Annotated in this window: 19 protein-coding genes, 1 other RNA gene and 2 pseudogenes; 13 read left to right on the top strand and 9 right to left on the bottom strand. The window is 73.0% G+C overall.

Annotated elements, in window-relative coordinates; genetic code table 11:
- The first annotated feature begins 15 nt into the window (after positions 1-15).
- A complete protein-coding gene (locus tag ACGFYH_RS01920) occupies positions 16-1,038 on the top strand; it encodes a Gfo/Idh/MocA family protein (protein ID WP_393801156.1) in 1,023 nt (340 codons plus the stop codon).
- On the opposite strand, the gene ACGFYH_RS01915 is transcribed toward ACGFYH_RS01920, so the two are convergent.
- Complete coding sequence (locus ACGFYH_RS01915) at positions 1,025-2,695, bottom strand: alkaline phosphatase D family protein (protein ID WP_393801155.1); 1,671 nt, start codon at positions 2,693-2,695, stop codon at positions 1,025-1,027. The genes ACGFYH_RS01920 and ACGFYH_RS01915 overlap by 14 nt on opposite strands.
- Positions 2,696-2,826: 131 nt before the next feature.
- Between ACGFYH_RS01915 and ACGFYH_RS01910 the strand changes: the two genes are divergently transcribed.
- The gene (locus tag ACGFYH_RS01910) at positions 2,827-3,618 is read left to right on the top strand and encodes an SDR family oxidoreductase (RefSeq protein ID WP_393801154.1); all 792 of its coding nucleotides are present in this window, start codon (positions 2,827-2,829) and stop codon (positions 3,616-3,618) included.
- A gap of 263 nt (positions 3,619-3,881) precedes the next feature.
- Here ACGFYH_RS01910 and ACGFYH_RS01905 read toward each other — a convergent pair whose 3' ends face one another.
- Positions 3,882-4,208: a nuclear transport factor 2 family protein gene (locus ACGFYH_RS01905; protein WP_393801153.1), complete on the bottom strand. Its 327-nt coding sequence runs from the start codon at positions 4,206-4,208 to the stop codon at positions 3,882-3,884.
- 132 nt (positions 4,209-4,340) lie between these two features.
- Here ACGFYH_RS01905 and ACGFYH_RS01900 point away from each other — a divergent pair, with 132 nt between their 5' ends.
- Positions 4,341-4,883 (top strand): DoxX family protein, encoded by a 543-nt coding sequence (locus ACGFYH_RS01900; RefSeq protein ID WP_393801152.1) that lies wholly within the window; start codon positions 4,341-4,343, stop codon positions 4,881-4,883.
- A gap of 284 nt (positions 4,884-5,167) precedes the next feature.
- Entirely contained in the window at positions 5,168-5,506 is a 339-nt protein-coding gene (locus ACGFYH_RS01895; protein ID WP_393801151.1) for a MazG-like family protein, read from the top strand.
- A 58-nt stretch (positions 5,507-5,564) separates the two neighbouring features.
- On the opposite strand, the gene ACGFYH_RS01890 is transcribed toward ACGFYH_RS01895, so the two are convergent.
- From ACGFYH_RS01890 to rnpB, 3 genes are all read right to left on the bottom strand, one after another.
- Entirely contained in the window at positions 5,565-6,578 is a 1,014-nt protein-coding gene (locus ACGFYH_RS01890; protein ID WP_393801150.1) for a polysaccharide deacetylase family protein, read from the bottom strand.
- A gap of 44 nt (positions 6,579-6,622) precedes the next feature.
- Complete coding sequence (locus ACGFYH_RS01885) at positions 6,623-7,630, bottom strand: glycoside hydrolase family 11 protein (protein WP_393801149.1); 1,008 nt, start codon at positions 7,628-7,630, stop codon at positions 6,623-6,625.
- A 1,251-nt stretch (positions 7,631-8,881) separates the two neighbouring features.
- Positions 8,882-9,284: RNase P RNA component class A (gene rnpB, locus ACGFYH_RS01880), an RNA gene on the bottom strand.
- Between the two features lie 228 nt (positions 9,285-9,512).
- Here rnpB and ACGFYH_RS01875 point away from each other — a divergent pair.
- From ACGFYH_RS01875 to eda, 4 genes and pseudogenes are all read left to right on the top strand, one after another.
- Positions 9,513-9,614: pseudogene (locus tag ACGFYH_RS01875) on the top strand (MerR family DNA-binding transcriptional regulator); the annotation flags it as partial.
- A pseudogene (locus ACGFYH_RS01870) lies at positions 9,607-10,059 on the top strand (hypothetical protein); the annotation flags it as partial. The pseudogenes ACGFYH_RS01875 and ACGFYH_RS01870, both read left to right, overlap by 8 nt.
- A gap of 35 nt (positions 10,060-10,094) precedes the next feature.
- Positions 10,095-10,877: a peroxide stress protein YaaA gene (yaaA, locus tag ACGFYH_RS01865; RefSeq protein ID WP_393801148.1), complete on the top strand. Its 783-nt coding sequence runs from the start codon at positions 10,095-10,097 to the stop codon at positions 10,875-10,877.
- A 106-nt stretch (positions 10,878-10,983) separates the two neighbouring features.
- Complete coding sequence (eda, locus tag ACGFYH_RS01860) at positions 10,984-11,643, top strand: bifunctional 4-hydroxy-2-oxoglutarate aldolase/2-dehydro-3-deoxy-phosphogluconate aldolase (RefSeq protein ID WP_393801147.1); 660 nt, start codon at positions 10,984-10,986, stop codon at positions 11,641-11,643.
- On the opposite strand, the gene ACGFYH_RS01855 is transcribed toward eda, so the two are convergent.
- The 3 genes from ACGFYH_RS01855 to ACGFYH_RS01845 form a co-directional block, all read right to left on the bottom strand.
- Complete coding sequence (locus tag ACGFYH_RS01855) at positions 11,618-13,093, bottom strand: bifunctional RNase H/acid phosphatase (RefSeq protein WP_393801512.1); 1,476 nt, start codon at positions 13,091-13,093, stop codon at positions 11,618-11,620. The two genes, eda and ACGFYH_RS01855, sit on opposite strands and share 26 nt — an antisense overlap.
- Positions 13,094-13,188: 95 nt before the next feature.
- Positions 13,189-13,932 (bottom strand): zinc ribbon domain-containing protein, encoded by a 744-nt coding sequence (locus tag ACGFYH_RS01850; protein WP_393801511.1) that lies wholly within the window; start codon positions 13,930-13,932, stop codon positions 13,189-13,191.
- A complete protein-coding gene (locus ACGFYH_RS01845; RefSeq protein WP_393801146.1) occupies positions 13,929-14,795 on the bottom strand; it encodes a Nif3-like dinuclear metal center hexameric protein in 867 nt (288 codons plus the stop codon). Before ACGFYH_RS01845 ends, ACGFYH_RS01850 begins: the two co-directional genes overlap by 4 nt.
- Positions 14,796-15,026: 231 nt before the next feature.
- Between ACGFYH_RS01845 and ACGFYH_RS01840 the strand changes: the two genes are divergently transcribed.
- Positions 15,027-16,241, top strand: a complete 1,215-nt coding sequence (locus ACGFYH_RS01840) for a hypothetical protein (RefSeq protein WP_393801145.1) — start codon at positions 15,027-15,029, stop codon at positions 16,239-16,241.
- Between the two features lie 97 nt (positions 16,242-16,338).
- Positions 16,339-16,506, top strand: a complete 168-nt coding sequence (locus ACGFYH_RS01835) for a hypothetical protein (RefSeq protein ID WP_393801144.1) — start codon at positions 16,339-16,341, stop codon at positions 16,504-16,506.
- A 112-nt stretch (positions 16,507-16,618) separates the two neighbouring features.
- Here ACGFYH_RS01835 and ACGFYH_RS01830 read toward each other — a convergent pair whose 3' ends face one another.
- Positions 16,619-17,599, bottom strand: a complete 981-nt coding sequence (locus ACGFYH_RS01830) for a MaoC/PaaZ C-terminal domain-containing protein (RefSeq protein WP_393801143.1) — start codon at positions 17,597-17,599, stop codon at positions 16,619-16,621.
- A gap of 298 nt (positions 17,600-17,897) precedes the next feature.
- Between ACGFYH_RS01830 and ACGFYH_RS01825 the strand changes: the two genes are divergently transcribed.
- The 3 genes from ACGFYH_RS01825 (at position 17,898) to ACGFYH_RS01815 (ending at position 20,916) form a co-directional block, all read left to right on the top strand.
- The gene (locus tag ACGFYH_RS01825; protein WP_393801142.1) at positions 17,898-18,866 is read left to right on the top strand and encodes an ABC transporter ATP-binding protein; all 969 of its coding nucleotides are present in this window, start codon (positions 17,898-17,900) and stop codon (positions 18,864-18,866) included.
- A complete protein-coding gene (locus tag ACGFYH_RS01820) occupies positions 18,863-19,594 on the top strand; it encodes an ABC transporter permease (RefSeq protein ID WP_393801141.1) in 732 nt (243 codons plus the stop codon). The genes ACGFYH_RS01825 and ACGFYH_RS01820 overlap by 4 nt, the downstream gene beginning before the upstream one ends.
- 98 nt (positions 19,595-19,692) lie before the next feature.
- On the top strand, positions 19,693-20,916 hold the full coding sequence (locus ACGFYH_RS01815) for a sensor histidine kinase (protein ID WP_393801140.1): 1,224 nt from the start codon (positions 19,693-19,695) through the stop codon (positions 20,914-20,916).
- Positions 20,917-20,926: the final 10 nt, after the last annotated feature.

Raw genomic sequence — 20,926 nt, 5'->3', positions numbered from 1 at the left:
GGCAGGGTGTCAGCGGTGACCGGGCAGAAGGTGCGCTGGGGGATTCTGGCGACCGGTGGGATGGCGGCGACGTTCACGGCGGATCTGGTCGATCTGCCGGACGCGGAGGTCGTGGCGGTGGCCTCGCGGACGGAGGCGCCTGCGAAGGCGTTCGCGGAGCGGTTCGGGATACCGCGGGCCTACGGCGGCTGGGAGACGCTGGCGCGGGACGAGGACGTCGACGTGGTGTACGTCGCGACCCCGCACTCGGCGCACCGGACCGCGGCCGGCCTGTGCCTGGAGGCGGGCCGGAACGTGCTGTGCGAGAAGCCGTTCACGCTGAACCTGCGCGAGGCGGAGGAGCTGGTCGCGCTCGCCCGCGGAAACGGCGGCTTCCTGATGGAAGCGATGTGGATGTACTGCAACCCGCTGGTGCGGCGGCTGAAGGCGCTGGTCGACGACGGCGCAATCGGCGAGGTCCGCAGCCTCCAGGCCGACTTCGGACTGGCGGGCCCCTTCCCGCCCGCGCACCGGCTCCGGGACCCCGCGCAGGGCGGCGGCGCGCTGCTCGACCTGGGTGTCTACCCGGTGTCGTTCGCGCAGCTGCTGCTCGGCGAGCCGTCGGACATCGCGGCGCGCGCGGTGCTCTCGGACGAGGGCGTCGATCTCCAGACGGGTGCGCTGCTCTCCTACGCGAGCGGCGCCCTCGCGTCGGTGCACTGCTCCATCACGGGCGGTACGCCCAACTCCGCGTCGGTCACCGGCTCCGAGGGCCGTATCGACGTCCCGTACGGCTTCTTCTTCCCGGACCACTTCGTACTGCACCGGGACGGCAGGGACCCGCAGGAGTTCCGGGCCGACCCGGCCGACGGGCCCCGCTCCAGCCTCAAGCACGAGGCCCGGGAGGTGATGCGGGCACTACGCGCCGGGGAGACCGAGTCCCCGCTGGTCCCGCTCGACGGCACGCTGGCCGTGATGCGGACGCTCGACGCGATCCGGGACCGCGTCGGCGTCCGCTACCCGGGAGAGGCGGAGGAGCCGGTCGTCACGCCGGCTTGAGCCCCTGCTCCCCCACCTCGGTCACGAAGGACCCGGCGGTCGTGAGCGGCGCGCCCTCGGTGCTCACGTGGGACACGGTCTTGAAGTCGGCGCGCGCCGACTCGCGGCCCAGTGACACCGTCGCGTAGCCGCGCCGCCCGTTGAAGAACCTCAGGTGAGGGTTGGCGGTCATGAGGGTGTCCCAGTTGGACGGCTTCTCCGAGCCGTCGCGGCCGCTGGTCACGGAGGTGGTGACGATCTCCGTGCCCAGGGTCGGGGAGTCCGGGTCGGAGAAGTCGCGCTTGATGTCGAAGCCGTAGGAGACGTGCACGTCGCCGGTGAGGACCATGAGGTTCTCGATCCCGGCGGCCCGCGCGCCGGCCAGGACGCGCTCGCGGGAGGCCGGGTAACCGTCCCAGGAGTCCATGGAGACCTTGGACGGCGTGGCGGTCGTGTTGTACCGCTGCGAGAAGGTGACCTGCTGGGGCACCACGTTCCACAGGGCGTCCGACCGGTGCCAGCCGTTGATCAGCCAGCGCTCCTGGGCGTCGCCGGTGAGCGTGCGGCTCGGGTTCTCCGACTCGGGGCCGGGGAACTGCCAGCCGTCGCCGTACGCCTGGTTCGAGCGGTACTGGCGGGTGTCGAGCACGTCGAACTGGGCCAGCCGCCCCCAGTGCAGGCGGCGGTAGAGCCTGAGGTCGGGACCGTCCGGCAGCTGGGGGCGGCGCAGCGGCATGTTCTCCCAGTAGGCCCGGTAGGCGGCGGCCCGGCGGATGAGGAACTCCTCCGCCGGGACACTGTTCTCCGGGGTCTGGTCGGCGTAGTTGTTCTCGGTCTCGTGGTCGTCCCAGGTGACGATGAACGGGTGCGCGGCGTGCGCGGCGCGCAGGTCGGGGTCCGACTTGTAGAGGGCGTACCGCAGGCGGTAGTCCTCCAGCGTCACCGTCTCGTGGTCGAAGTGGGCGGGCAGAGTGCCCGCGGGGTAGGCGCGGGAGCCGCCGGTGGCGTTCACGGCGTACTCGTAGAGGTAGTCGCCGAGGTGGAAGACGACGTCCACGTCCTCCTGGGCCAGGTGCTTGTACGCGGTGTAGTAGCCCTGGTCGTAGCGCTGGCAGGAGACCAGGCCGAAGGTGAGGTCCGAGACCCGGCTGTGCCGCGGCGGCGCGGTGCGGGTGCGGCCGGCCGGGCTGAGGAAGCGGCCGGCGCGGAAGCGGTAGTGGTAGACGTGGCCGGGCGCGAGGTGGTCGACCTCGACGTGCACGGTGTGGTGGAACTCGGGGTGGGCGGTGGCCCGGCCTCTTCTGACGACGCGGCGGAACCGTTCGTCCAGGGCCACCTCCCAGCTCACGTCGACGCGTTTGGCGGGCAGTCCGCCGTCGGCCTGGTACGGGGCGGGTGCCAGGCGCGTCCACAGCAGGACGGAGCCGGGCTGCGGGTCGCCCGAGGCGACGCCGAGTGTGAAGGGGTCGTCGGAGAGCTGCGCGGGGTCCAGTTCGGCGGCGCTCGCGGTGCCGGCGGCCGGCAGGTTCACGGAGAAGGCGAGTGCGGCGGCGGCGCCGGTGACGGTCAAAAAGCGCCGGCGGCCCAGGCCGCGGGCGGCGGCGCGGAGTTCGGGCGCGTGCGAGGGCTGTGACGAAGCCTGGACCCGGGCCGGGTCCTGGTGGTTCGCGGGTGTCATCCGTTCCTCCCCTTGCGGTGGTTGCAAGGGAATTCGAAGGGCCGGGGACGACCCGGGCTTGGCGCGGACATGGCGATCGCATGTCGGACGGATGAGTTCCGTATGCTCCGCGACCCGTACGCTGCCGACTCATGAACACCGTGAGAACCACCGCCGAGGAAAGCACCGGCGCGCGGAAGGTCGCCGTCGTCACGGGCGCCGGCTCCGGCGTCGGCCGGGCGGTCGCCGTCGAACTGCTCAACGCCGGCTGGTCGGTGGCCCTGGCCGGGCGCCGCCCCGAGCCGCTGGCCCGGACGGCCGCGGCGGCACCCGCGGGCGGCGGCACGGCGCTCACCGTCCGCGCCGACGTGTCACGCCCGGAGGACGTCGCGGCCCTGTTCGGCGCCGTACGCGACCGGTTCGGGCGACTGGACCTGCTGTTCAACAACGCCGGGACGTTCGGTCCTGGCGGCGTACCGGTCGAGGAACTGCCCTACGAGGCCTGGCGGCACGTGGTGGACACCAACCTCAACGGGGCGTTCCTGTGCGCGCAGGCGGCGTACCGGCAGATGAAGGAGCAGGACCCGCAGGGCGGCCGGATCATCAACAACGGCTCGGTCTCGGCGCACACCCCGCGCCCGCACTCGGTGGCGTACACGGCGACCAAGCACGCGCTGACGGGCCTGACCAAGTCGCTGTCCCTGGACGGCAGGCCCTACGGCATCGCGGTCGGCCAGATCGACATCGGCAACGCGGCGACCGACATGACGGCCGCTCTGCGGACCGGCGCGCTCCAGGCCAACGGGGAGACGGCACCCGAGCCCGTGATGGACGTGGCCGACGTCGCGCGCACGGTGCGGCACATGGCTCAGCTGCCGCTGGAGGCGAACGTGCAGTTCGCGACGGTCATGGCGACGGCGATGCCGTACGTGGGGCGTGGCTGAGCACGGCGGGCCGGCGCTCCCGCGGTCATCCACACCATCGGATTTTCACAGTCCGCGATATTGCAGCCGGTGGCGGATGTGTGCTCAACTCTCCTTCACCAGAGCTTCACAGTTGGCGTAATGCCTTCCGTCATGCTCCACAGGCCACACCGAGGGGGAGGCGGCAGCCGTTCCGCCGCACCGGCAGGGGGTGGATCCCGCTGTGACCGCGGGATGCGCACCGGTGGGCGGAACGACTGCCGCGTGGCCCGTGTGCGCGCGACTCAGGCCTGCCCGGTCTCGAACCGCGCGATCCGCCCCTCCTCGTCCACGGTGAAGTCCCACCGGGTGCGCATCTCGCCCCAGGTGTCGTTGCGGTAGCGGGCGATGAGGGCGCGACCGCCGTTCGACTCGTTGTCGACCTCCAGGTGCCCGTTGGAGGAGAAGATCTCCCGGTCGATCCACTGGGCGAGATTCCGGTCGTCTCCGTCGTCGGCCATGGTGGCGCCCGGCGCGAGCAGCGCGAGGAAGGCCTCGCGGTCGTGGGCGTTGACGGCGGCGACGAAGGCGCGGACGGCCGGGTCGCTGAGTCGCGTGGTCTGAATCGTCATGGCGGCAGCGTCACACCGGCTCCGCACCCCCGCCACCCGGCCGACCACCCGAACGGCCGCCGCGAGGGGCCCGGGCGCCGCGGAGGGGCGACGGTGGGGAGATGAGCCGCCGCTGTCTGCGAGGGAGTCGACGTGAAGTGTGGTGACCGACGTGATCTCGGGCTGCTGCTGCTCCGCCTGGGTACCGGCGGCGTTCTGGCCGCACACGGCGCGCAGAAGCTGCTCGGCTGGTTCGGCGGCGGGGGGATCGAGGGCACCGGCCAGGCCATGGAGGCCATGGGCTACGCGCCGGGCCGGGCCAGCGCCACCGCGGCGGGCCTGGCGGAGGCGGGCGGCGGCGCGCTGCTGGCGCTGGGCCTGGCCACCCCGGCCGCGGGTGCGGCGGCGGCCGGCGCGATGGCGGGCGCCGCGGCGGTGCACGCCCCGAACGGCTTCTTCGCCCAGGCCGGCGGCCTCGAGTACGCGGCGTCCCTCGGCCTGACGGCCGCCGGCCTCGCGGTCACGGGCCCCGGCCGCCTCTCGCTGGACCACGCGCTCGGCCACGCGGTCAACCGGAACTGGATGGTCCCCGCCGCCCTCGCGGCGACCGCGGCCGCCACGACGGCGATCGTGGGGGCGCGGAACAAGCGGTTGCGCAGGGCGGCGGAGGGGCGGCAGGAGCCCTTGTTCGACTGACGCACCGGTCCCGCGGCCCTGCGCGGGCCCGCCGTGACCGCCGTTGGCCGCCGTGACCCGCGTGGCCGCCGTGGCCGAGGTGGCCACCGTGATGGCCTTGGCCGCCGTGACGTGACTGCCGTGACCGCCTTTGGCTTCCGTGACCCGCGTGGCCACCGTGGCCGAGGTGATGGCCTTTGGCCGCCGTGACTGCCGTGACCGCCGTTGGCCCCCGTGACCCGCGTGGCCACCGGGGCCGAGGTGGCCATCGTGACCGCCATGACCGCCGTGGCAGGCTGCGCGGTATGAAGGACGACTCCGGCGGTGCGCCCGTCGACACCTGGAACACGATCGACGCCCTGTGGAAGTGGCTGGAGGCCGACCAGCCGGTCGGCGGCCGGGAGGGCCTGCTGCTGCGCATGCTGAAACTGTCGGAGGAGGTCGGCGAGGTCGCCGAGGCGGTGATCGGCGCGACCGGCCAGAACCCGCGCAAGGGCGTCACGCACACCTGGGACGACGTGGAGGCGGAGCTGTGCGACGTCGTGATCACGGCGATGGTGGCGCTGCGGTCCCTGACGCCCGAGGCCCGCGAGGTCTTCGGCCGGCACCTGGCACGGGTGGCGGGGCGTTCCCCGGGCACGTGAGCGCGCACGGAGGTCCGCACCCGTGGGAGTCGGTCACGGGTGCGGACCGGCGGCCTGGTCAGCCCGCGCTGCAGGAGACCGAGGGCCAGGTCCAGTTGCCGTTGGCCTGGATGGTGGCGCCCCAGTTGTTCCCGCTGCCGTTCGACTTGGCGGTTAGCGTCTGCGCGTTGGGATAGCTCGCGCTGACGTTCCAGGTCGACATGACCTTCGCCGGCGACGGCACGTTCATCGTCACCGTCCAGTCGCTGGACCCGCTGACGGACACGTCCAGGTTGTACCGGTCGCCCCACCGCTGCCCGGCGGACAGCGTCGCGGTACAGCTACCACCGCCACCACCGCCACCGCCACCGCCCCCTCCCCCGCCGCCGCTGCCGCCGTCGGGGGCGACCGCGCGGCCGGTCTGCGGCGAGATCATGCCGGAGCACAGCCCCTTGTTCGCCAGGGTCTGCGCGATGCGCGGGATGGCCGCGAGCGTGTTGGCGGGCCAGTCGTGCATGAGGATGACCTGGCCGTTGCCGAGCCGGGAGACGGCCTGCACGATCGCGTCGGTACTGGCGTTGTTCCAGTCCTGCGAGTCGACGTCCCAGATCACCTCGGTGAGCCCGTACTTGGCCTCGACCGACCGGAGCGTCGCGTTGGTCTCGCCGTACGGCGGCCGGAACAGCTTGGGCGTCCCGCCCCCCGCGCCCGCGATCGCCTGCTGGGTCCGGGAGATCTCCGAGTCCATCTGGGCCTGGCTGAGCTGGGTCATGTGCGGGTGGGTGTAACTGTGGTTGGCGACCCACATGCCGGCGTCGACCTGCGCCCGGACCAGGGACGGGTTCTGGGCGGCGTACTGGCCCTCGTTGAACATGGTGGCCCGCAGCCCGTTCTGCCTGAGCGCGTTGAGCAGGGCCTGGGTGCTGCCGGAGGGGCCGTCGTCGAAGGTGAGCCCGACGTAGCCGTCGCAGGCCGCCGCCTGGGACGGAGCGGCGCCGGCCACGACGGTGCCCGCGGCGGCCAGGGCGGTGACGGCCACGCCGGCGGCCAGGTTACGCAAGGGGCGCGTCGACGGACGTGGTCTGGTACGCATACGAGTGGATCCTCCTCACTCCTCGTTCCTCGTTCCGGATGCCGTCAGCCCGCGCTGCAGGAGACCGAGGGCCAGGTCCAGTTGCCGTTGGCCTGGATGGTGGCGCCCCAGTTGTTCCCGCTGCCGTTCGACTTGGCGGTCAGCGTCTGCGCGTTGGGATAGCTCGCGCTGACGTTCCAGGTCGACATGACCTTCGCCGGCGACGGCACGTTCATCGTCACCGTCCAGTCGCTCGCCCCGCTGACGGACACGTCCAGGTTGTACCGGTCGCCCCACCGCTGCCCGGCGGACAGCGTCGCGGTACAAGCACCGCCGCCACCACCGCCACCGCCGCCGCCACCGCCGCCGCCGCCCGTGCCGCCGACGTTGATGTTGGAGTTACCGCTGCTCTGGTAGCCCTCGGTGGCCATGATCATGTAGTAGTTGAAGCTGCCCATCGGCATCCCGGCCCGCGCCCACGCGTCGAAGTGGTTGCCCGTGGTGATGGTGCCGCCGGTCCGCTTGGACTGCCGGACGCTCCAGTACTGGTCGAAGGTGCGGTTGCCTTCGACGGAGGGCTTGTTGTAGCGGGTCGTCTTGTAGATGTCGTAGGTGCCTCCGTCGGTGGTCACGGTGCCCTTGTAGTCACCCGTGGGCCGGTAGGTGCCCCAGTTGTCGACGATGTAGTACTCGACGAGCGGGTTCGACGTCCACCCGTAGAGCGCCAGGTACGCGTTGCCGGACGGGTTGAAGCTGCCCGAGTACTGCACGGTCCTGCGCCCGCCGTTGGCCCAGCCCTTGCCGGCGACGAAGTTGCCGGTGTTGCTCCACGAGGTGCTGTACTGACCGCCGGACCCCATGTTCATGGAGACGGTGCCCTGGCTGTCGGTCCAGAACGAGTAGTAGTAGCCGTTGTTGGTGCCCTCCTGGTTGGTCGTGACGACCGTGTCGGCCTGGGCGGTGCCCGGGAGCATCAGCGCGGCCAGCGCGGCGAGGGCGACGGCCCAGGCGCTTCTGATGAGCAAGGTGACGAGACCTCGTCTGCGGCGCCGCGGTTGCACGAGCAGGTTCATGGGAGGCGTTCCTCTCCTGCGGGGGTTCGGACAACGGCGCCAGTGTTGGCCTGCACCCGTCAAGCGTCAACAGTTTCGGTAGAAGTTTCGAAACCTTCGAGATCACCAAAGCCCTGACAGGTATGGAAAAGTGCAGCTCAATGGCGATTCACTCATCGCCACTCACGCACAACAAGGGGAGTGCGTGAGAAGCATCAGAAAATCACATACACAGCTTCGAAATTTTCGACGCCTTGCTCTCAGGACGACCGCAGGCGCTGGCGGCAACGGGTGCGCGTCGAACGCGTTCGCCCCGGCCCGAGCGTCTCCCCGGTGACCCTGCGTGATCCGACCCTGATCGCCCAGGCTCTCGCCGACCCTCGACGAAGTCGAGGCAGCGCTGGATGTAGCCGGCGTACCAGCTGACTCCGGTGTCCACCCGTTCGAACTCGGTACGTCCGCTGCGGGCGCCGACGAGGGCGAACGCGGGCGGCATTCAGGGTCTACGTCGACGAGGCGCACGGATCGTCCGCGCCCGGGGGCCGGTCGTCGTCCGGGGCGTCGCCGGGCAGTGATCACCTCGCCCCGGCCTCGGCCAGCCGCCGGTCCGGTTCCGCGTCGAGCGCCAGCAGTTCACTCTCGCCCGGGTTGCAGCCGTCCCGCTCGCACAGGGCGGTGCGGTTCTGTGCGGCCCGCAGCGCTCGCTCCTCGGGGGTGCCAATGCCGGAACCATCGGGTTCGGAGGACGGCTCGTCAGGGAATCCGGCGGTGGACCTCGCGGAGGTTGCCGCGTACGGCCGCCGGCTCCGCCCGCGCCGGTCAGGGCCGGTGGCTCATCTCCCCTACCACCCTGACCTGGCCCGTGTTGTCGTCCAGGCACCCCTCACCGTCGTTGATCCGCAGCTGGACCCGGCCGTCCCCGCCCGCCTTGAAGGTCTTCGCCTCCCCTACGGCGAGGACGGGTGCGTCCCGCCGTGTCCGCCAGGCGCGTCACCAGCGTGGCGAAGGGCACCTCGGGGTCCACCTCGCACTGGCGCGCGAAGTCCAGCGTCCGGTCGGTCTCCACTTCGTAACCGGCCGGTCCGGTCATGGGCATGCTCCGCTGGTCGCGACCGTCCACTCACCCTGCCGGAAGGTCACGGTGACGGTGTCGCCCTCGCGGACCACCGCGTGGTGTGCTTCGAGCACTTGCTCGCCCCGGCGGCGGGGTCGTTTCCGGGGGCGCTCCCACCGTCCTGCCGTGCCGCGGCAGCCCTGGTGGGGGGAGAGCGGCAGACGAGTCGGGCTGTACGCCGGGTTCTGTTCCGGAAGGTCCTCGCGGGCCTTCCGGCGACGGCCATCCATCTAGGACCGGCGTTGCCACCGGCCTCCAGCGGTCTACCCGCGGACTCGGGCGGGCAGCCCTCGAACGTCCGCGCAGAAGCACCGAGGCGCTTCCTTCTTGACCTTGCTCCGGGTGGGGTTTACCTAGCTGCCCAGGTCGCCCTGGGCACTGGTGGTCTCTTACACCACCGTTTCACCCTTACCGGGGGCCGAAGCCTCCGGCGGTCTGCTTTCTGTGGCACTGTCCCGCGGGTCACCCCGGGTGGCCGTTAGCCATCACCCTGCCCTGTGGAGCCCGGACGTTCCTCGGGAAGTCCTGTGAGGGACTCCACGCGGCCGCCCGCCCGGCTCGTCTGCCGTCCGGACCATGGTACCGGGCGTGGGGGTGGCCTGCGGACGGCCTCAGAGGAAGTCGGCTGTGTCCAGGTCGATGTCGGGTTGATGTGGTCCTCGTGATCCCCGTCCGGCGGCGGCGCCACAACGAACTCCCCCTTGCTCGTGGCACACGATCACGCCCTGCGTCAGAAGCCGGACTCACCACGCTTGCCCCTGCCGCAACGCCAACGTTTCTACTGAGGTCATGCGGATCGGAGAACTCGCCGACACCGTCGGCGTCACCACGCGGACCGTGCGGCACTGCCACCGTCAGGGCCTGCTGCCCGAGCCGGAGCGCCTGGCCGACCGCGCACCACGTGGTGCTGGTCCTGGACGTGTACACCGTCGTCCTCGTCATCGGATTGCACGCCGCGTCCGTCGTCCACCCGCACCTCCCGGACGTGGCGGGCGGCACGCTGTGGGTCCGCCGGGCCGTGCACGCCGACGTACGGATACCGCTGGAGCGGATCGCCCCCGTCCGGCGTTGAGCTGCGCGCGGAGCACGAGCCGAGGGACGGCGAGCTGGATCTCGCCGTGGGCGCGCAGACCTCCGTCACCGTCGCCCTCGCCGAGCCCGTCGCCCACGTGACCTTTTTCGGGCGGCGGCGCGAGGTGCGCGTGGTGCGCTGCCACGCCGACGACTCCGGCGGTCCCGTAGGCGCGAGGTGCGCGTAGTGCGCTGCCACGCCGACGACCCAGGCGGTCTCGTACGGGCCGTCGAGCAGGCGCGGGAGGGGCACGCCGTACCCTGACCGGGAGCCCGCTGGCTCAGAGCGAAGGAGTACGTGTGCTTGTCCTGCTGCCGCCGTCCGAGGGGAAGGCCGCGTCCGGCCGGGGTGCCCCGCTGAAGACCGGGTCGCTGTCCCTGCCGGGGCTCACCGCGGCCCGGGAGGCCGTCCTCGGCGAGCTGGTCGAGCTGTGCGCCGGCGACGAGGAGAAGGCGCGCGAGGTGCTCGGTCTGAGCGAGGGGCTGCGCGGCGAGGTCGCCAAGAACGTGGAGCTGCTGACGGCGGGCACGCGGCCGGCCGGGGAGATCTACACCGGCGTGCTGTACGACGCCCTGGACCTGGCCTCCCTCGACGCCGCCGCCAGGAAGCGGGCCGCGCGTTCGCTGCTGGTGTTCTCGGGGCTGTGGGGTGCCGTGCGGGTGACCGACCGTATCCCCTCCTACCGGTGCTCGATGGGCGTGAAGCTGCCCGGGCTCGGGGCACTGGGCGCGCACTGGCGGGCGCCGATGACCGAGGTGCTGCCCGCTGCGGCCGGCGGGCGGCTGGTGCTGGACCTGCGCTCGTCGGCGTACGCGGCGGCGTGGAGGCCGAAGGGCGAGGTCGCCTCGCGGACGGCGACGGTACGCGTGCTGCACGCGCCGACCCGGAAGGTGGTCAGCCACTTCAACAAGGCGACCAAGGGGCGGATCGTGCGGGGTCTGCTCGCGTCCGGGATCGCGCCCGAAGGGCCGGCCGAGCTGGTGGAGGCGCTGCGCGACCTGGGGTACGAGGTGGAGACGGAGGCGCCCGGGAGGGCGGGGAAACCCTGGTCGCTGGATGTGCTCGTCGACGAGGTCCACTGAGCCCGCGCCCTCCTCTGTCTCGCCACTCCCTCTCCTCGCCCTCTCCTCTGTTGCGCCTCTTGCAACGCTGATTGCAGAGAGTGCGTTGCGGCGGCACGATGAGGGCATGAGTTCTCCGCCGCCCTCCTCCCCCGCCGCCTCGGTACTGGATCTCGCGCCCGTCGTGCCCGTCGTGGTCGTCGACGACCTCGCCGACGCGGTGCCGCTCGCCCGGGCGCTCGTCGCCGGCGGGCTGCCCGCGATCGAGGTGACGCTGCGGACGCCGGCGGCCCTCGGCGCGATCCGGGCGATCGCCGGTGAGGTGCCGGGCGCGGTGGTCGGCGCGGGCACGGTCATCACGCCGGAGCAGGTGGGGGAGGTCGTGGCGGCCGGGGCCGGGTTCCTGGTCAGCCCGGGGTGGACGGACGTGCTGCTGGAGGCGATGCGGGCGTCCGGGGTGCCGTTCCTGCCGGGGGTGTCGACCGCTTCGGAGGTGGTCGCGCTGCTGGAGCGCGGGGTGCGGGAGATGAAGTTCTTCCCGGCCGAGGCCGCGGGCGGCACCGCCTACCTCAAGGCGCTCGCCGCTCCGTTGCCGCAGGCCCGGTTCTGTCCGACGGGTGGTATCGGACCGGCCTCCGCGCCGGAGTACCTGGAGCTGCCCAACGTCGGCTGTGTGGGGGGTAGTTGGATGCTGCCCAAGGACGCGGTGGCCGGCCGGGCCTGGGGGCGCGTCGAGGCGCTGGCCCGCGAGGCGGCCGCGCTCAGCGCAGGTGGGACGTCTCGTTGAACAGGCGGACGCTCGCGCCGCCGTCCGCGTAGTACGCCACCGCCGACAGCGACGCCGCCGAGAGTTCCATCCGGAACAGCGACTCGGGCGGGGCGCCCAGGGCGAGTCGCAGGAACGTCTTGATCGGCGTCACGTGGGAGACCAGCAGCACCGTGCGGCCCGCGTACGCCGCGACGAGCTTGTCGCGGGTGGCGGAGATCCGGGCACCGGTGGCCGCGAAGCTCTCGCCACCGCCGGTCGGTTCCGCCTCCGGGGAGGCCAGCCAGGCGTCCAGGTCGTCGGGATACCGCTCGCGCACCTCGCCGAAGGTGAGCCCCTCCCACGCGCCGAAGTCGGTCTCCCGCAGTCCCTCCTCGACGGCCACCTCCAGACCGAGGCGGGCGGCGACGATGCCGGCGGTCTCGCGGGTGCGGGCCAGGGGCGAGGCGACGACCGCCTGGACCGTGCCGCGCCGGGCGAGGCTCGCGGCGGCCTTCTCGGCCTGCTCCCGGCCGACGGACGACAGGGACGGATCGCTGCCGCCGCTCCCGGAGAACCGCTTCTGCGGGGTGAGAGGCGTCTCCCCGTGCCGCAGGAGGACGAAGGTGGCGGGGGCGCCCATGTCGGGGGGTCCCCAGCCGGGCGAGGCCACGGTCTTCGCGGCCCGCACATCGGCGGCGGCCGACGCCTGCGCGGTGGCAGCCGCGCCGGAGACGGCGGCGCCGCCTCTCGCCACCGTGCCGGGCGGCGTGGCGGTCTCGTCGCCGGTCCGGGCCACCTGCGCGACGCGCTCGCCCGCGGCCGCGCCGTTCCCGCCGACGGTCTCCGCGCCGGCACCGTCACCGGTCCCGGCGCTGTCACCGTCACCGCCGCCGTCGCCGGTCCCGGTGCTGTCACCGTCACCGCCGCCGTCACCGGTCCCGGTGCTGTCACCGGTCCCGGCGGATGCGGCCGTCGGCTCGTCCCCGGTACGGCGGGCCCGCGCCGCACGTCCGGCGGCGCCGCCCGCGTCCAGGACCGCCGTGGACTCGGCGGGCGACCACCGGGCGCCGCGCGCCCCCGCGTCCATCGCCTCGTTGGCCAGGCGGTCGGCGTGCTGGTTGCTCGCGCGGGGAATCCACTCGTAGGTCACGCGCCCGGGAGGGAAGACACGCGCCGCCTCGGCCGCCAGCGGCTTCATGTCGGGGTGCTTGATCCTCCAGCGGCCCGACATCTGCTCGACGACGAGCTTGGAGTCCATCCGGACGTGCACGGTGGCGTCCGGGTCCAGTTCCTTCGCCGCGAGCAGGCCGGCCAGCAGGCCCCGGTACTCGGCCACGTTGTTCGTGACGACCCCGAGGTACTCGGCCGCCTCGACGAGCGTCTCCCCCGTCGCCGCGTCCAGCACCACCGCGCCGTAGCCCGCGGGTCCCGGGTTGCCCCGCGACCCGCCGTCGGCCTCGACCACGAACTCCCGCGCCCGACCGGACACCGGTCCGGGCACGGATCCGCGCACCGATCCGGTCACCGATCCGTTCGAAGGGCCGGTCACCGGATCTCCCACCGATCAGCCACCGAACCGGCCCCTCACAGCCCGGAGTCGGCCGTGCGCACCAGGATGCGACGGCAGTTCTCGCAGCGGACGACGGTGTCGGGTGCCGACGAGCGGATCTCGCTCAGCTCGGTGATCGCCAGTTCCTGGCGGCACCCCTGGCAGCTGCGCTGGTACAGCCTGGCCGCGCCGAGGCCGCCCTGCTGCTCGCGCAGCTTGCCGTAGAGCTTCAGCAGGTCGTCGGGGACCGAACCCGCGATGACCTCGCGCTCCTTGGCCACCGAGGCCGCCTCGCCGTCCAGCTCCTCGACGGCCGCGTCCCGGCGTGCGGTGGCGTCGTCGATCTTGCCCTGGACCGCGCCGACCCGCTCGGTCAGCTCGGCGACCCGCTCCTGCGCGGACTCGCGGCGCTCCATCACCTCCAGGACGACGTCCTCCAGGTCGCCCTGGCGCTTGGCGAGCGAGGCGATCTCGCGCTGGAGGTTCTCCAGGTCCTTCGGGGAGGTGGCGGCCCCGGAGTCCAGGCGCTGCTGGTCGCGGCCGGCACGCTGGCGCACCTGATCCACGTCCTGCTCGGCCTTGGTCTGCTCGCGGGCGCAGTCGCTCTCCTCGGTCTGCGCGGCCACGAGCAGGTCACGCAGCTGGGTGAGGTCCTTGGTCAGCGAGTCGATCTCGGCGTGCTCGGGCAGGGACCGGCGCTTGTGCGCCAGCTGCTGGAGGCGCGTGTCGAGACCCTGGACGTCGAGGAGTCGGATCTGGTCGGCGGGCGCGGCTTTCAGTTGGGGGCTCCCATTGCTTCAGAGGTCGGGGTGGACGCCGCTCGGGCGGTCCAGGGGTCGGTGACCGTTTCGGAGACGTGGACCCTGAGGTCCCAGCCGTTGCGGTCGGAGATCTCGTCGAGCTGGGCCGCGCCCAGCTCGCACCAGGGCCACTCGGTGGCCCAGTGCGCCGCGTCGAGCAGCGCGAGGGGACTGTGGGCGCGCTCCGCGATGAACTCGGACGCGGGGTGGTGGCGCAGGTCGGCGGTGAGGAAGGCGTCGACACCGGCCGCCCGTACGTGGTCGAAGAGGCTGTCGCCTGAGCCGCCGCTGACGGCGATCGTGCGCACGGCCGCCTCCGGGTCGCCGGCGACCCGGATGCCCTGCGCGGTGGCGGGGAGCCGCTCGGCGGCGCGGGCGGCGAGCTCGCGGACGGTCAGCGGATGCTCGAGCTCGCACACCCGGCCCAGGCCGCGACGGCCCCCGGGGTCGCTCGGATCCGGCACGAGGGGCCGTACGACGCGCAGGTCCAGGGCGCCGGCCAGCGCGTCGGAGACGCCCGGGTCGGCGGTGTCGGCGTTGGTGTGGGCGACGTGCAGGGCGATGTCGTTCTTGATGAGCGTGTGCACCACGCGGCCCTTGGAGGTGGACGCCGCGACCGTCGTCGTCCCGCGCAGATAGAGCGGGTGATGGGTGACGAGCAGGTCGGCGCCCAGCTTCACCGCCTCGTCGACGATCCCCTGCACGGGGTCGACGGCGAACAGGACCCGGGCGACCTCCTGGCCGGGATCGCCCACGACGGTGCCGACCGCGTCCCAGGACTCGGCCCGCTCGGCGGGCCACAGGTTGTCCAGCGCGGCGATGACTTCTGACAGACGGGGCACGCATGCAAGGCTACCTGGAGGTTCTGGCCGTTGTACCCGCAGCGGGCACACGCCTTCGGCCCCGCCGACGCCCGCCCCCCGCCCCCCGCGGCCGACCCGGTCCGCACAGCACATACCCCTCTCTTCCCTCAGGCGAATCGTTCCTGTGCCACACGTATGTGTGACGGGAGCCGCAGCCGGCCCCCGCCCGTGCGTACGAAAACTACTTTCGTCACCGGAGGTGACCGAACGATGACGGCCTGTGTGATCGAGCCTTCGGCGGACCCCGGGAACGGTGGGGCGCCGCGGGCGGGCTGCAGCATCACCGCGGAGGGCGCCTACGCCGCGCGCCTCGCCCGGAGCGGGGAGAGCGGCGATTCCTGGTACCCGGAGCGCTGGACCCTGGACGGCCACGAGCCCTACGCGGTGCCACTGCCGGGCAACCAGCCCGAGGAGCCCGGCACCGAGGTGCAGCCGATGGCCGACGGGCGGGTCCTTGTCCATCGCGTTGCGGGCGGCCGGCACGTCTTCTCGCTGCTGTACCCGACCGGGCCCGGCACCGGCGAGCTGCCGCTCGGCGCGGTCGAGTGCCCGGCGGACACCACCGGTGTGCGGCTGCTGCCGCCCGCCCCGGACGGCGAGCAGGCGTACGCCCTCACGGTCGGCCCGCGCTCGTCGGTGCTGTGGCAGGTCGCGGGCGCCGCCTTCGGACCCGAGCGGGTGGCCGAGATCCCCGGCCGTTGCTCGGGCGGGGTCTGGCTGGACCGCACGGGCCGGATACTGGCCGTGGACCGGGAGACCGGCGGGCGGACCAAGGCGGTCGTGGTGGACCTGGAGCGGGGCGGCGAGGTCTCACCGCTGCTGCAGATCGCCGCGGACAGCGACGACCGGATGCTGCTGGCCGACCCCGACAGCGGACTGGTGCTGATCCGCTCGGACGCCCCCTCGCCGGGGCAGGAGCGGCTCGGCTGGGGCGTACTGGGCAGCACGCTGCCGGTGCGCTTCCCGGAGTGCCTGCGGCTGCCGGACTGCGTCGTGACGCCGTTCGCCATCCAGCCGGGGCAGGTGCTGACTCCGGAACGCTGCGCGGTGGCGCTGCGCGTGGACGGCGCGTTCGGGAGCTGGGTGGGTGTGTGGCGGCCCGCCGAACGGAAGGTGCGTCATCTTCCCGCGCCCGAGGGCTGGCTGACGGGTGCGGGGCTGTGGACCCCGGACGGGGAGTTGCGTCTGCCGTGCTCCACACCGCGCATGCCGTGCGGCGTGGCCCGGCTGGCCGCAGCCGACGCGGGGGGCGGGCGGGTGCCGGGCGTGGGGGGTGCCGCGGGCGCCGACCATGCGGAGGAATCGGCTCCGGGCGACCCCGGCGAATTCGGCGCGACGGGCCCTGCGACACCCGCTCCGACGCCCGCTCCGCCGCGCCCCGTACCGCTCCAACAGGCCCCACTGGCACGGCTTGTAACGAAGTAGTCCCGGTTGGCGCGGCCGTCTGGATTCGGCCCGAGGCGTGCCGGTTAGACTCACCCGGCTGCAGGAAAGATCATGTTGACGGGGTGAATTCCTTCCGATGAACGACACCAGCACGAACCGGCCGATGCGGGTCGCAGGTGCCGATGTTTCCGAGACCGGCACCGGCCACGGCAAGCACCGTGGACCGGTCTCCAGCCAGGAGGGCGTGGTGACTCCGCGGGGCCGCCACCGCAAGCCGGCCGAGGAGTCCGAGACGGCCGCCTGACGGCACGGACAAGGCACGGGCACAGGCACAGGCACAGGCACAGGCACAGGCGTACACGAAAGCAAGCGGCTCCGGCCCCGTTCGTCGCATCCGGCGGGCGGGGCCGTTGTCGTCATGCGTACCGGACGACGGTGCCGGCGAGGGCGGGCGCGTCATCCCGCTCGACGGCGCTGACGGCCACCCTCGCCTCCTTCGTCTTCTGCGTCTCCTTCGTCTCCTTCGCTTCCTTCGCTTCCTTCGTCTCCCTGTTCTTACTCGTCTCCCTGTTCTTACTCGACTCGTCTGTCTCGTCCGGCCCGCCGTTCTCCGACCCGGCCGGCAGCCACATCCGCACCCGCAGCGTCTCCCCCGGGTACACCACCCCGGCGAACCGCGTGCGGTACTCGCGCACCCTGGTCACGTCACCGTCCAGCAGCGTGTCGACGACCGCCTTGAGCGTGGCGCCGTAGGTGCACAGCCCGTGCAGAACGGGCCGTTCGAAGCCGGCGCGCGCGGCGAACTCCGGGTCGGCGTGCAAGGGGTTCCAGTCCCCGGAGAGCCGGTAGAGCAGCGCCTGATCCTCGCGCAGGGCCCGTTCGACGACGTGGTCCGGTGGCTCGGCGGGCGGTGGTGAGGGACGTCCGGACGGGCCCCGCTCGCCGCCCCAGCCGCCCTCCCCGCGTACGAAGACCTCGGCCTCGTCCGTCCACAGCGGCCCGTCGGCGTCGGAGACGTCGGTGCGCAGGACGAGGACGGCCGCCGTGCCCTTGTCGTACACGGCGACGACGCGCGAGGCCGCGCTCGCCCGGCCCCGCACCGGAACGGGCCGGTGCAGGCGCAGGCTCTGCCCGCCGTGCAGGACGTGGGCGAGGTCGACGTCGACACCCGGCGCGGACAGGGCGCCGATCACGCCCGGGGTGCCACCGCCGGCCACCGCCGCGAAGCTCGGCAGGACGTGCAGCCGGGACTCCAGGGTGTAGCGCAGCTCGGCGGGGTCGGTGGCGGGCCGTCCGGCGCCGATGCCCAGATGGTAGAGCTGGACGTCCTTGTGGTTCCAGGCGATCTCGCGGACCCGGGGCGCGGCGGCGAGCGCCCCGGCTGCGTCGATGGGCATGGCCCTCCTGCTCCTCCGGTCACGGCGACCGGGGCACGGTGACCTGGTCACGACGCCCCCCGGTCACGGCGACCCGGTGACAGCGACCTGATCACGACGACCCGGCCACGACGCCCCGGTCTCAGCGACCTGAGCACGGTGACCCGGCACAGCGACCCGGTCACGACGACCCGGTCACGACGGCGGTCACGGACAGCCCCGACCGTACGGGACACCGGCCACCCGTGACATTTGTCCTGCCGGACTGTGGACAACCGCATCTGCCGCCCGTCCCCGCCGGCTCCGTAGCGTCTCCGGCATGGGACCAACAGAGGGCACCACCCCCGCCGTCTCCTTCACGGCAGCGGCCAAGGCCTACGGCGACGTCCGCGCCGTCGACGGCGTCGACCTGCGTATCGAGCGCGGCGAGACGGTCGCGCTGCTCGGCCGCAACGGCGCGGGCAAGTCCACGGCGATCGCGCTGCTGCTCGGCCTCTGCCCGCCCGACGCGGGCACGGTGGAGCTGTTCGGCGGCCCTCCGGAACGCGCCGTGCGCGCCGGGCGGGTGGGGGCCATGCTCCAGGAGGCACGGGCGGTGCCCCGGGTCACCGTGGGCGAGCTGGTCGCCTTCGTGGCCGGCCGCTATCCGGCGCCGATGCCCGTCGGGCAGGCCCTGGAGCTGGCGGGGATCACCCAGCTGGCCGGGCGGCGCGTGGACCGGCTGTCCGGCGGGCAGGTCCAGCGCGTGCGGTTCGCGGTCGCGCTGGCCGGCCGACCCGATCTGCTGGTCCTGGACGAGCCGACGGCCGCCCTGGACGTGGAGGCCCGGCACGCTTTCTGGGAGTCGATGCGGGCGTACGCCCGGCGCGGCAGCACGGTCCTCTTCTCCACCCACTACCTGGAGGAGGCCGACGCGCACGCCGACCGGATCCTGGTCGTCGACCGGGGGCGCGTCGTCGCGGACGGCACCGGCGACGGGCTGCGCCGGGCGGCGGGCGGCAGCCGCGTCTCCTTCGACCTGGCCGGCCGGCCCACCGGGGACCTGAAGCTGCTGCCGGGGGTGTGCGCGACGGAGGTCCGCGGAGACCGGGCGCTGCTGCGCACCGAGGACTCCGACGCGACCGTGATCGCCCTGGCGGAACTCGGCGCGATACGCGGACTGGAGGTCGCCCCCGCCTCCCTGGACGACGCGTTCCTGGCCCTCACGACAGGGGAGGCGACGCCTGTGACGACGACGCCTGTGGCGACGCCCATGGGCGGGGAGCGGGAGAGGGAGAACGTGCGATGAGCGGCGCGACGAGGGACTATCTGCGGCTGGAGACCCGCCGTACGCTGCGCGATCCCGGCTTCGTCGTCGGCGGCGTCGCCATGCCGGTGCTCATGTACCTCCTGTTCACCAACCTCGGGGGCGGCGACGTGGGCGAGTGGAAGACCGGCGCGATGGTCGGTATGGCCGCCTACGGCGCGGTCGGCTCGGCGCTGAACACCGGCGGCGGGGTCGCGGAGGACCGGGCGATCGGCTGGCTGCGGCAGCTGAGGGTGACTCCCATGCCCTCGCACCAGGTGGTCGTGGGCCGTGCCCTGACGGCCTCGGTCACCGTGCTGCCCGCGATCGCGGCCGTGCTCGCCGCGGGCGGTCTGATCAACGGCGTACGGCTGGAGGTGTGGCAGTGGGCGGCGCTGGCGCTGCTGCTCTGGCTGGGGTCGGTCCCGTTCACCCTGCTGGGGCTGGGCAACGGCTACCGGCTGACCGGGCAGACCACGGGCGTGGCGAACATGGTGGCCAATCTGGGGCTGGCGGTGCTCGGCGGCCTGTGGTTCCCGCTCGCGCTGTTCCCGGAGTGGCTGCGTACGGTGTCGGCGTACACCCCGACCAACCGCTTCGCGCAGCTGGGCACCTCGGTCGCCACGGGGCACGCGCCACCGGCGGGAGGGATTCTCGTACTGGCGGCGTGGCTGCTGGTGTTCGGGGCGTACGCCGTCCTGTCCTACCGGCGCGGCGCGGAAAGCACCTGAGCGTCGGACGAGTGATGGCGAAAGCCATCGAAGTCACCGGAGACACCGGAAGACGGCGAGCGACGGCGAGCGACGGAAGTGGAAGGGAGCCGACGGTCATGACCGGGACCCGAGGACGGCTGCGCAGGATCTCGTGCCGGCTGGACGCGTGGCAGCTGGCGCGCCAGTCCGAGCGGTCCGGGGCGTCCGACCGCGGCGAGCAGCCGGAGCGGGTCGGTCCGCCGCCCACCGGTTTCACGCTGCTGCCGTGGCTGCTGATGGGGCTGGGCAGCCTGGCGAACATCTTCCAGGGGCAGACGTCCAACCCCTGGATCGGCGGCGCGGGACTGCTCGTCTTCAACTCGCTCTACGTCTACGTCGCGTTCCGCTCCTTCGCCAAGGAGCTGCGCGAGTCGCTGTCCACGCGGCTGGCGCTGGCCGCCATGGCGCTGCTGACCTGCGGTCTGGCCCTGGCCTACGGCGGCAGCTGGCTGCTGTTCTTCCCGCTGCTCGGCCTGGCCGCGGGGGCGGCGCTGCGCGGCCGGTGGCTGGGCCGGTGGGGCTGGTCGCTCGCGGTGGCGGCGGGTGCGGTGGCCGGCGTCAAGGACGGCTGGAACGGCCTCAACATCGGCTACGGGACCTTCCTTTCGACGATGGTGACGGCCGCGATCCTGAGCCTGTCCGACGCCGTACGGCAACTGCGCGCCGCACGGGAGGAACTGGCCACCCGGGCGGTGGCGGAGGAACGGCTGCGGTTCTCCCGGGACCTGCACGATCTGCTCGGGCACACCCTGTCGGTCATCGTGGTCAAGTCGGAGGCCGCCCGGCGGCTGGCGCACCGCGACCTGGACGCGGCCCTGACCCAGATCACGGACATCGAGTCGGTCGGCCGCCAGGCGCTGACCGAGGTCCGCGAGGCGGTGACCGGCTACCGGGAAGGCAGCCTCGGGACCGAACTGGACCGGGCCCGTTCGGCGCTGAGCGCGGCGGACGTGGAGCCGGTGGTCCGCCGCTCCGGCCCGCCGCTGCCTCCGCAGACCGAGGCGCTGCTGGGGTGGGTGGTGCGGGAGGCGGTCACCAACGTCGTACGGCACAGCGGGGCGAGCCGGTGCGAGATCGCGGTGTCGGGCAGCGGGGAGCGGGTCCGGCTGACGGTCACGGACAACGGCACGGGCGCCGCCGGCCCCACCCAGGGCCCGGGTACCGGCCTGACCGGCCTCACGGAGCGCCTCTCCACGGCGGGCGGTTCGCTGACGGCGGGGGTGGAGCCACGGGGCGGCTTCTCGGTGACGGCGGAGCTGCCGGTACGGGAGGAGGAAAGGCCGGTGGGCGCACCGGTCTAGCTGCGCGCGG

It is taken from the genome of Streptomyces sp. NPDC048392 (assembly GCF_043200575.1).
Taxonomy (GTDB): domain Bacteria; phylum Actinomycetota; class Actinomycetes; order Streptomycetales; family Streptomycetaceae; genus Streptomyces.
This window is presented reverse-complemented; position numbering and strand designations above follow the sequence as displayed.